Raw genomic sequence first — 10,901 nt, forward strand, 5'->3', positions numbered from 1 at the left:
CCGCCGGAGTCCGAGGGGAGGGAACCCGTACCACGCGGAGGGGGCGTGGTACGGGGCGACTTCCCCGCAGCGGGCCCCGTACGGGGCCCTGAACGGGGCCTCAGACGAGGTCGCGGGCGGCGGTGGCGAAGGCGCCGCGGTTCGGGTGGCCGGTCTTGTGCAGGAGGCTCGCCACGTGCTTCTCCACCGTGCGGTGCGAGATGTGCAACCGCCCCGCGATGTCCTTGTTGCTGATGCGCTCGGCGACGAGCCGGGCCACCTCGAACTCGCGGACGGTGATGCCGGACCGGCGCAGGTCCGGGGGAACCCGCTCGGTGCCCGTGCGGCGCTGGCGGACGGAGGCGCCCATCCCGCGCAGCAGGGCCCGTCCCGCGCCGGCCGCCGCACGCAGGCCCGCGCCGTGGAAGTACTCCTCGGCCTCGCGCAGCCACTCCACCGGTGTGCCCCAGCCGTCCTCGTGGGCCGGCCGGGCCACCAGGCGCAGACCGAGCCGGCGCGCCATGGGGTGGGGTCCGGCCGCCTCCAGCGCCCGGTCCGCCGCGGCCGCGGCTTCCTCGCGGCGGCCCTCGCGCCCGAGCAGTACGGCGTGCGCCAGGCCGGCGAACTGCCGGTTCCAGCGGGTGCCGGCGGCGCCCGCCCGCTCGGCCTCGGCGCGGTGGCCGCGGCCCAGCCGTCCCGCGAGGACGCCGAGCAGCAGGATGATGCCGTCCCGGCCGTAGTCCGCGGTGGTGGGGTTCTCCGTGTCGTAGGCGACGGCCTGCGCGAGTTCCCGCTCCGCCGCGTCGTGCCGTTCCTCCAGCAGCGAGCAGAACGCCCGGGCCTGGCCGTACGCGAGGGAGCGCAGCCCGGGGGCGGCGTCGAGCAGCGGTTCCAGCCGCTCCAGCGCCCCGAGCATCTCGGCGCGTCTGCCCTGGTGGGCGTGGCCGACGGCTTCGGCCAGTCGCATCCGGGCCAGGGAGCGGCCCAGTCCCAGCCGGGAGGCCTCCGCGGCGCCCTCGCGGACGCCGGCCGCCGCCGCGTCGAACTCGCAACGCCGGATCCGCTCCAGGGCGAGGGCGAAGCCGGCCTCGTGCGCGAGCGGGAGGAGGCCCGTGCGCAGGGCTTCCTCCCGGGCCCGTTCCAGGCGTGCGGGACGGCCGTCCAGGCCGGTCGCCGTGATGGCCAGGTGGACGTCGGCCGTGACGCGCGGGACGGGGAGCCGGTAGGCGAGGGCGATCGTACGGGCCCGTTCGAAGTGGGCGGTGGCCGTGGCCTCGTCCCGGTCCCCGGCCAGCCGGCCGAGCAGCAGCAGGGCGGCGCACGCGACGTCGGGCAGGCTTCCGCGCCGGGCCGCGTCCACCGCGTCGCGGGCGAACCCGGCGGCGGTGCGCAGCCGGTCGGGCGCGGGGCGGCCCAGTGCCACGTGCACGGCGGCGAGGTCGACGGCGGCGCGGTCGGCGGGCTCCGGCCGGTCGCCGAGCAGCGAGCGGGCGGTGTCGAGGTGCTGCTGGGCCTGCACCGGGTCGCCCATCAGGGTGGCGATGTCGCTGAGCCGGGCGTGGAGGCGGGCCCGCCGGCCGGCCGGTACGGCGTGTGCGCCGGCGCCGAGCGGTTCCGGGGCCGAGAGCGGTGCCGGCAGCCGGTCGAAGCGGGCCGACCGGGCGACGGCGTCGAGAAGCAGTTCCAGCACGGTCGCGCGCCGCTCGGGTGCGCTGCCGGGTCCGAGCAGCCGGTGGGCGCGGGTCAGGAGGTCGACGGCGTGGGCGACCTCGGTCTCCTCCAGGGCCCGCCGTGCGGCGTCGCAGTACAGGTGCAGGGCTTCGTCGGTGTCCCCGGCGTGCTCGTGCAGCCGGGCCGCGCGGGCGCACCACGGGCCGGGCAGCCCGGGGTGGAGCTCCGCCACGGCGCGGGCGGCGCGGCGGGCGTACCGGGCGCGGCCTCCCGGCCCCAGGCCGTCCAGCAGGGCTTCGGCGGCGAGCGGGTAGCGGAAGGCGTACCAGTGCGCGTCGGGGCCGGCGGGGGTGATGAGGCAGGTGGCGAGCGCGGCCCGGAGCGCGGCGGACACCTCGTGGTGGTCGCCGCCCGCGGCGCGTTCCAGGACGGGCAGCGGGAAGCGGGTACCGAAGAGGGCCGCGGTGCACAGGAGTTCGGCGCCGACGGGGCCGAGGGCGTCGACCCGGCGGCGTACGTCGTCGGCGACGGTGGCGGGGACGGCGACGGGTGCCGCGGGGCTGCCGGGGCCGCCCCGACGGGCGGGGCGGTGGCGGCCGGGGGGCCGGGTGGGGTCGTGGGGCGCGGTGTCCTGGAGGCCGGCCGGTTCGCGGGGGAAGTCCTTGACCAGTTCCTTGACCAGTTCCTTGACCACGAAGGGGATCCCGGCGCTGCCGTCGACGGCGCGGCGGACGAGCTCGGGGCGTACGTCGGCGGGTGCGGCGCCGAGCTCGGCCGCGACGAGCAGGTGGACGTCGGAGCGGCTGAGGGGCCGCAGTTCGAGGACCCCCGCGGCGCCGCGTTGCCGGGCCCGGGTGGCCAGGTCGGCCGCCGCCCGGGGGCTGCGGCCCGCGACCAGCAGGAGGGCGGCGGGCTGCTGTCCGACGTGGTCGAGGAGGTACTCCAGCACGGCGAGGGTCCCGGGGTCCGCGTCGTGCAGGTCGTCCAGGACGAGCAGGCAGCCCCGCTGCCGTCCGACGGCGGCGAGCAGGCGCAGGATCGCCTCGCCGACGACGAGGTGCGGGACGGCGGGGCCGCCGGTCTCGGGGGCGGCGCCGAGCAGCCCGGTGAGGACGGGCGCGTAGGGGCCGAGTGCGTCCGCTTCGGGCAGCAGGCCGGCGCGGGCCAGGAGCAGCAGCGCCTCGACGAACGGCCGGTGGGGGACGGTGGGGCCCAGGGTGCTGGCGCGTCCCCGGAGGATGACCATGTCGGTGGCGGCGGCCGCGGCGAGGGCCTCGGCGGCGAGCCGCGTCTTGCCGACGCCGGGCTCGCCGGTGACGAACAGCGCGCCGCCCCGTCCGGTCCGTGCGGCGCTGAGCAGTGCGGCGATCCGTTCCGTCTCGGCCGCGCGGCCGACGAGTTCGCCCTGCGCGGGCACGGGTCCACCGTGGTGGACCCGTGCGGTGCGGTCGTGGGCCGGCCGTGCCGGCCTGGGTGCGGACACCGGCTCTCCCCTTCCCGGCGGGCCGTCCGAGGCGCCGCCGGGACGACGGTACGCAGGGGGCGGGCGCGGTCTGAAGCCGTCCGTTTGGGGGGCTTGCGCGGGGGGTCACCCGGCGTCGAGGCTGTCCTCCCGTACCCGCTGGGCGAGGTCGAGCTTGGTGTAGGTGGGCCTGCCCGCCTGCTGGTACTTGGCCTTGACGCGGTCCAGGTAGTCCTTGGCCGTGTGCACGGTGATGCCGGCGCGGCGCGCGGCCGACTTGAGGGTCATCCCGGACGCGTAGTCCAGGAGGATCTCCCGCTCCCGGGGGGAGAGGCGGGGGCGGGCGGGGCTGTCGTCGTACGCGCAGGCGAAGGCGAGCTCCGCGGAGTGGGCGCCGCGGCCCGCGGCGAGGTCCTTGACGGCGGCGACCAGGGTGGGGAGGTCGTGGTCCTTGGTCAGGTACCCGTCGGCGCCGGCCCGGATCGCCTCGATGATCCGGGAGCGGTCGGGAACGGTGCTGATCATCAGGACGCGGCTGCCGGTGCGGAGCACCCGGCGGATGTTGTCGGCGGGGTCGGAGCCGTCCCGCAGGAGGAGATCGAGCAGGACGACGTCGGCAGGGGCGCGGGCCGCGGGGACGGCCGGGTCCGGGGGGCGCGGGTCCGCGCGGTCTGCCGGGACGGCGGGGGCTGCCGGGACGGCGGGGGCCGGGGCGCCGAGGAGTTCGGTGACGGTGGCCGCGGTCGCGACGAGGCGCAGTTCGGGGACACCGTCCAGCCAGGCGCTCAGGCCGTCGCGGAGCATCCGGTCGTCGTCGACCACGGCCACGCTGATCAGCCGGGCCATCTCAGCTCCACCCGTACGCCTTCACCGGGGGCGCTGTCCACGGTCGCGCGGCCGCCCACCTCCGCCATCCGGGCGTGGACCGATCCGCGCAGCCCGAGACCGGGCGTGCAGTTCTCCGGGTCGAAGCCGGGACCGCGGTCGACCACGGTGACGAGGGCTCCCCCGCGTCCGTCCGGGTCCGCGGTCGCGGTCAGGTACGCGTGGCCGGTTCCGGCGTGCCGGCGCACGTTGTTCAGGGCTTCCCGTACGGCGTCGCCGAGGGCGGCGGCGACGGCGGGCGGCACCTGGGGCAGGCGGTGGTACTGGGCGGTGACCCGCAGTTGCAGGCCCTCGACGGAACCGACGGCCTCCTCCAGGGCGGTGCCGATCTCCCGGTGCTGGACCTCGTCGGCGGTCTGCTGGATCAGCCGGCGCAGGTACGCGGCCTCGCGCGCGCACCGGGCGCGCACCTCGGGGGCGTTGGCGTCGACCGAACCGGCGGCGAGGGTGGTCAGGGTGGCAAGGACGGTGTCGTGCAGGGCCCGGTGGTGCTCCAGCCGCTCGGCGTAGCGGGCCTTGTGGGCCTCGGCGGCCAGGGCGCGGGCGTTGGCCTCGTCGAGGAGGCTGCCCTGGCGGAGCAGGTACCACCGGAAGACCCAGGTCATCACGGCGGAGGAGACGAGGGAGTTGAGGTGGCCGGCGATCACGGCGGAGCTCGCGCCGACGGCCTGGTAGCCGATGAAGTGGCTGAGCAGGAGGAGCGCGACGACGGCGACGGCGTGCAGCCGGTCCAGGGCGATGGCCGCCGCGGCGCTCGCCGATCCGCCGAGCAGCATCGCCCAGCCGAGGGCGGGCGGTGTGCTCACGCCTCCCCAGGCGATCAGGGCCAGGGGGAGCACACAACCGGTGACGACGACGTCCGCCCAGATGTGCCGCGCGTCGAACCGGCCGCGGCGCAGGGCCGCGCCGTAGGTGAGGCCGCTGAGGGCCAGGGCCAGCACGATCCCCACGTACGGCAGGGGCTGGTCGGTGGGGCGGCGGACGACGGCGAGGACACCGACCGCCAGGTGGCTGGCGCGGTAGAGCAGGGTGGCCACGATGAGGAAGGACTGGGCCCGTTGCCGCCCCGACGTCACCGCGGTCGTCTTCCGCGGTACGCGTAAGCGGCGTATGTGCAAGGACTGCAACGCCATGGCCCCGACCTTCCCGTACCGATGGCACCGCGTGGATCCCGGAGTCGTACCGTGGGGTGCGGGGTGGGCCGCGCAGCCCGCGATTGCCAGTGAACACCAGGCATTTTGCCCCAGTGGGCGGACGCCGAAAAAGGTGTGTTCCCGGCCTCCGGGCGGTCTTGGCCGGATCAGGTGGACCGGGCGCCGCGGAAGGAGCGGCGGTAGTCGGCGGGCGGGACGCCGACGATCCGCTTGAACTGGCGCCGCAGGGTCGTCGCCGTGCCCATGCCGGTGGCCCGGGCGATCGCCTCGACGCTCTCGTCGGTGGCCTCCAGCAGCTCCTGGGCGCGGCGCACGCGCTGGGCGAGGAGCCATTGCATGGGCGTCTGGCCGACCACGTCCCGGAACCGCCTGCCGAGGTTGCGGGGTCCGGTGTGGGCCCGGCGGGCCAGGTCGGTCACGGTGAGCGGCCGGTCCAGGCGCTGCTGCGCCCAGGCCAGCAGGTCGGTGAGGGCGTGGTCGGTGGTGGCCTGGACGGGGGTGGTGACGAACTGGGCCTGGCCGCCGCGCCGGTGGGGGGACATCACGAGCCGCCGGGCGACGGAGTTGGCGATCGCGGCGCCGTGGTCGAGGTGGATCAGGTGGAGGCAGAGGTCGACGGCCGCGGCCTTGCCCGCGGCCGTCAGCACGCTGCCGTTGTCGGTGTAGAGCACGTCGGCGTCGACGCGGGCCAGGGGGTGGCGCGCGGCGAGTTCGGCGGTGTGCGCCCAGTGGGTGGTGGCGCTGCGGCCGTCGAGGAGGCCCGCGGCGCCGAGCACGAAGGCTCCGGTGCAGAGGGAGGCGATCCGGGCACCGGCCTCGTGGGCCGCGCGGACGGCTTCGACGAGCTCCGCCGGGGGCGACTGGTCGACATCGGCGCACGCGGGCACGATCACGGTGTCGGCTGCGGCCAGGTGCTCCAGCCCGTGGTCGGGTTCCACGGTGAAGGGGCCGACGCGCACCGGCCCCGGCCCGCAGAGCACGACGTCGTACCAGCCCCGCGCGGCCTCGCGCGGAGGGTTGCCGAAGATCTCGTAGGCCACTGCCAGTTCGAAGTGCAGGAGATCGCCGGCGGTGGGCAGGGCGATGGTGGGCATATCCGGAAGTCTACGGGTGGCGCCCCTCCCCCTCCCATGGCCGAACTGCCCCCCGTTCCGGTCGTGTTGCGCGGGCCTCCTCGCAGTCCTCCACACGGCCCTCTCCGCGGTCCTCTCTGCGGGCCGCGAGGGCCGGCCGCGACCGCGGAGCGCGCGGCGGCACGCACCTCGATTGACATTCTTGCACTCCGAGTGCAAGCGTAAGCCAAAGCTGCACGGCAAGTGCAATATCTTCGACGGCGTGCCGCCCCGGCGGGCCGCCGTCCGACCGACGGAGGGCCTTATGTTCCTGAGGACGGGACGCTGGTGCGCCAGCCGCCCGAGACGGGTGATCGGGGCCTGGCTGGTGCTGCTCCTCGTGCTCGGCGGCGCGGTCCTGGCGTACGGGCGCGTCACCAGCGAGGCGGTGACCATCCCCGGCAGCGACAGCCAGGCCGCCCTCGACACCGCGGCGGCGGCGTTCCCCGGACCCGCCTCCGGGGGACAGCCGCTCGTCCTGCACATCGGGGCGGAAGGCACGGCACTGTCCGGCGACGCCTCCCGGGCCGCCGTCGAACAGAGCGCGCGGGCCATCGCCGAGGTGCCCCACGTGGTGAGCGTCGTCACGCCCTACGAGGCGGCCGGCGCCGGCGCGATGAGCGCGGACGGCCGCACGGCCTACCTCTCCGTCGGCCTGGACGTCACCGGCCGGGACATCACCCCCGAGCTGTCGCAGCGGATCACCGACGCCGGGGCGCCGGCCCGGACCGCCGGGATCGAGGTCACCCCGGGCGGCGACCTCGGCGCCGCCGTGGACCGGCCCGACACCGGGCACAGCGAGCTGATCGGGCTCGGCGCCGCCGCGGTCATCCTCTTCCTGGGCTTCCGCAAGGCGGCCGCCGCCGGACTGCCCCTGGCGGTGGGGGTCGTCGGGCTGGTGGCGTCCCTGGCCGTGATCGGCCTGGCCGGACACCTGATGGACATGCCGTCCTCCGCCACGACCATCGCGGCGATGATCGGCCTCGGCGTGGGCATCGACTACACGCTCTTCTGCCTGACCCGCTTCCGCGAGTTCCGCGGAGCGGGCCTCGCGGCGGTAGACGCCGCGGCCCTCGCCACCGCGACCGCGGGGAAGGCCTCGGCCTTCGCCGGGTGCGCCGTGATCGCGGCGCTGGCCGGGCTCGCGCTCGGCGGGCTGCCGCTGCTGCACGCCCTGGCCCTGGCTCCGGCGGTCGCGGTCCTGATCGCGGTGGCGGCGGCCCTCACCCTGCTCCCCGCCCTGCTGGCCCTGCTGGCCCCGTTCCTCGGCGAGGCCCCGCCGCCCGCCCCGCACGGCACGGACCGGGAGGACGGCACACACGGAACGGAGGACGGCAGCCACGGCACGCCGGACGGGGACTCCTCCGCGCACGGCTGGCAGCGGATCGCCGAACGGGTCACGGCCCGCCCCTGGCGCCACCTGTTCGCCGGGCTCGCACTGCTCCTGCTGCTCGCGGCGCCCGCCACCCGGCTGGAGTTCGGCCAGCTGGACGCGGGCGACAAACCGGCCGGGAGCGCGAGCCGCACCGCGTACGAGCGGCTCTCCGACGCCTTCGGCCCCGGCGCCAACGGCCCCCTCCAGGTGACCGACAGCCTCGCGGCCCCGGCCGCCGGACCGCAGGACGCCCGCGTCACGAAGGTATCCGCCGCACTGGCCGGCACGCCCGGCGTGGCCTCCGTGAGCCCGGCCCGGATCGCGGCCGACGGACGCACCGTCCGCTGGCAGGTCACGCCCGCCACCGCACCCGGCGACCCGGCGACCGCCCGGCTCGTCGACACCCTGCGGCAGGACGTACTGCCCGCGGCCACCGCCGACGGGGCCGGGACGGCCCACGTCGGCGGAGCGGCCGCGGCCGCCGGCGACCTCAACGACCGGCTCGCCGACCGGATGCCCGCCGTGATCGGGACCGTGGTGCTCGTCGCCGGGCTGCTCCTGCTGGCGGCCTTCCGCTCCCCGCTGCTCGCCCTGAAGGCCGCCGTGCTGAACCTGCTGTCGGTGGCCGCCGCGTACGGGGTGCTGACCGCGGTGTTCCCGTGGGGATGGGGCGCCGGCCTCATCGGCCTGGAGGGACCGGTGCCCGTACCCGGCTACGTCCCCCTGCTGATGTTCGCCGTCCTCTTCGGACTCTCGATGGACTACGAGGTCTTCCTCCTGACCTCGGTCCGCGAGCAGTGGCTGGCCTGCCGGGACGGCCGGCGGGCGGTGGTGGCCGGCCTCGCCTCCACCGGGCGGATCATCACCTCCGCCGCGCTGATCATGGTCAGCGTCTTCCTCGCCTACCTGCTCTCCGACGACCCCGTGGTGAAGATGTTCGGCACCGGACTCGCCGCCGCCGTCGCCCTCGACGTCACCGTCGTCCGCGGGCTGCTCGTGCCCGCCACCATGGCCCTGCTCGGGGACCGCGGCTGGTGGCTGCCCCGCCGCCTCGACCGGTTCCTCCCCGAGCTCGACATCGAGGGCGCCGCCCACACCCGTCCGGCCGGCCCGGACACCGCCGGATCCGACGCGACCACCGTCCCCCTTCCCACCCGGTGAGGTCCCGCATGCTCTCCCGCACCGCTGCCCGCCGCCCCGCAGGGGCGCCCGCCCGCCCCGCGCCCCGTCGGCGCGGACGCACCCTGGTCGCCGCCTGCGCGGCCGGCGCGCTGCTGCTCGCCCTGCCCGTGACCGACGTGCTGGCCCGCGGCCTGGCCGAGGACCGGCTCGCGGAGCGGATCGCCGGACGGCAGCCGGGCCTGGCGGGGCCGCCGGAGGTCTCCATCGCGGGGACCCCCTTCCTCCTCCAGGCCTCGCGGGGCGTCTTCCCCGAGGTGCGGGTGCGCGCCGACGCCACGGCCGGCGGGGCCAGGATCAAGGCCGACGTCGCCCTCGACCACGTCGTCCGCACGGGCGACTCCTACCGGGCGGACTCGGCCACGGCCCGGTTCACCGCCCCGTACGCCACCCTGGGCGACGGGCCCGACGGGAGCACCACGGTCTCCGACGCGGGCGACGGCCGGCTGCTGATCCGGCGCACCGTGCTGGGCGCGCCGCTGGTGCTGACCGCCGACGTCGAGCTCCGCGACGGCGTGGTCTCGCTGCGCCCGGCGTCGGCCTCGGTGGCCGGACGGCCCGTCGATCCCGCCAACCCGCTCATCGCCCAGGCGCTCGCCCGGCAGACCCGTACGCTGCCCGAACTCCCCCTCGGCCTGCGGGCGTCGGGGATCTCGGTGGGTGCAGACGGGGTGACGGTGAGCGCGCACGCCGAGGACGTCGTCCCGGCCTGAGCACGACGGCGTACCGGCTCAGGCGGCCGGCGGGCGGTCTCCCGCGGCCAGCAGGTTCAGCACGGTGGCCTCCATCGCCGCGCGGGCCTGCTCCTGGCTCTTCCCGCTGGTGCGCCAGTGGTGCCAGGCACCCCACGTGGTGACGGCGTCCAGGCCGTCCAGCAGCTCGGCCGCACGGTGGGCGTCGAGGCGGCCGAGCTCCTCCGCGAAGATCTCCGCGACCCGCAGCCGGGCTTCGGCGAAGGCCTCGTCGGTGACCTGCTGGATGCGCGGCGAGGGGTGTTCGATCCGCATCAGGGTCAGCCGGGCGGGGGTGATCCACTCCAGGATCCTCGCCCGCTGCTCGACCAGTGCGCCCACCCGGGTGGCACGGGGTCCGGAGACGGGCAACGGCCGCACCTGGTCGGCCAGTTGTTCCAGTCTGCGGGTGACGGCGAGGTCGATCAGCTGGGACATGTCCGCGAAGTGGTGGAAGACCAGCCGCCGGGAGACCCCGGCGCGTTCGGCCACCCGCTCGGCCGGGAACTCCACCACGCCCTCGTCGAGCAGGGACAGCAGGGCGTCGGCGATCTTCTCGCGGGTACGGCGTCCGCGTTCGGTCCGCCCGTCGACCCGGGCGGTGCCGGCGTCGGGCACCCGCTCGTCCGCGTCCGCCACCACCGCTCCCTCCGCCGCACGCCTCCGGAGCATCTTCGCACCCCCGCGGGGGTGCGCCGCACTACGGACGCCGGGACGCGGGGCCGAGGCGGTCCCGCATCCGGTGCAGTCCCCTGCGGGCGTGGCTCTTCACCGTGCCGAGGGGCATTCCGGTGCGCTCGGCGATCTGCACCTGGGTGAGGTCCCCGTAGAAGGCCATGGCGAGCACCTCGCGCTGGAGGCGGGGCAGCCTCGCCAGCTCCCCCGCGACGACGAGCCGGTCGAGGACCGCTTCGGGACCGGTCGCCGGTTCGCCCGGCGGCGGCAGGGCGGCGCCCGCGGCGGCGAGCAGTTCGAGCCTGCGGGTGCGCGCCGAGAGAGCGTCGGCGATCTTGCGCCGGGTGATGCCGGTCAGCCAGCCGGGGAGGGGCCCGCGCTCCGGCCGGTACCCGGCCCGGCCGCGCCAGGCGGCCAGGAAGACCTGCTGGACGATGTCCTCCGCCTCCCGCGGGTCGCCGAGGGTGCGGGATGCGAGGGCGAGGACCAGGCCGCCCCAGCGCTCGTACGCGATCGCCAGGCACTCGTCCTCGCCGCGCACGAAGCCCTCGGCCACCTCGTGGTCGAGGAGCCGCTCGCCGCGCGCGGGGGACGGATGGGCGGTGACGCTCGTCGCGGTCATGGCGGCTGCTCCTCGGGCCCGACGTGGACCGCCAGGTCGGCGGACGGATGCCCGCG

The 10,901-nt window shown here is 76.7% G+C and carries 8 protein-coding genes; 2 read left to right on the plus strand and 6 right to left on the minus strand.

The window, feature by feature from the left end:
• Window positions 1-100: 100 nt before the first annotated feature.
• The 4 genes from ACPU2J_RS05230 to ACPU2J_RS05245 form a co-directional block, all read right to left on the minus strand.
• Window positions 101-3,133 (minus strand): helix-turn-helix transcriptional regulator, encoded by a 3,033-nt coding sequence (locus ACPU2J_RS05230; RefSeq protein ID WP_423832858.1) that lies wholly within the window; start codon window positions 3,131-3,133, stop codon window positions 101-103.
• A gap of 105 nt (window positions 3,134-3,238) precedes the next feature.
• Window positions 3,239-3,958, minus strand: a complete 720-nt coding sequence (locus ACPU2J_RS05235) for a DNA-binding response regulator (RefSeq protein ID WP_423832859.1) — start codon at window positions 3,956-3,958, stop codon at window positions 3,239-3,241.
• A complete protein-coding gene (locus ACPU2J_RS05240; protein ID WP_391347581.1) occupies window positions 3,946-5,073 on the minus strand; it encodes a sensor histidine kinase in 1,128 nt (375 codons plus the stop codon). Before ACPU2J_RS05240 ends, ACPU2J_RS05235 begins: the two co-directional genes overlap by 13 nt.
• Before the next feature lie 224 nt (window positions 5,074-5,297).
• Window positions 5,298-6,245: a helix-turn-helix domain-containing protein gene (locus tag ACPU2J_RS05245; RefSeq protein ID WP_423832860.1), complete on the minus strand. Its 948-nt coding sequence runs from the start codon at window positions 6,243-6,245 to the stop codon at window positions 5,298-5,300.
• 283 nt (window positions 6,246-6,528) lie between these two features.
• Here ACPU2J_RS05245 and ACPU2J_RS05250 point away from each other — a divergent pair, with 283 nt between their 5' ends.
• Window positions 6,529-8,799: an MMPL family transporter gene (locus ACPU2J_RS05250; protein WP_423832861.1), complete on the plus strand. Its 2,271-nt coding sequence runs from the start codon at window positions 6,529-6,531 to the stop codon at window positions 8,797-8,799.
• An 8-nt stretch (window positions 8,800-8,807) separates the two neighbouring features.
• Window positions 8,808-9,530: a DUF2993 domain-containing protein gene (locus ACPU2J_RS05255; RefSeq protein ID WP_423832862.1), complete on the plus strand. Its 723-nt coding sequence runs from the start codon at window positions 8,808-8,810 to the stop codon at window positions 9,528-9,530.
• A gap of 18 nt (window positions 9,531-9,548) precedes the next feature.
• Here ACPU2J_RS05255 and ACPU2J_RS05260 read toward each other — a convergent pair whose 3' ends face one another.
• Both ACPU2J_RS05260 and ACPU2J_RS05265 read right to left on the minus strand, forming a co-directional pair.
• Window positions 9,549-10,220: a TetR/AcrR family transcriptional regulator gene (locus tag ACPU2J_RS05260; RefSeq protein ID WP_420081523.1), complete on the minus strand. Its 672-nt coding sequence runs from the start codon at window positions 10,218-10,220 to the stop codon at window positions 9,549-9,551.
• 28 nt (window positions 10,221-10,248) lie between these two features.
• Window positions 10,249-10,845 (minus strand): sigma-70 family RNA polymerase sigma factor, encoded by a 597-nt coding sequence (locus ACPU2J_RS05265; RefSeq protein WP_420081522.1) that lies wholly within the window; start codon window positions 10,843-10,845, stop codon window positions 10,249-10,251.
• Between the last annotated feature and the right edge of the window lie 56 nt (window positions 10,846-10,901).

Origin of the sequence: Streptomyces manipurensis (assembly GCF_049570255.1) — a bacterium.
In the GTDB taxonomy this organism is placed as follows: Bacteria; Actinomycetota; Actinomycetes; order Streptomycetales; family Streptomycetaceae; genus Streptomyces; species Streptomyces manipurensis.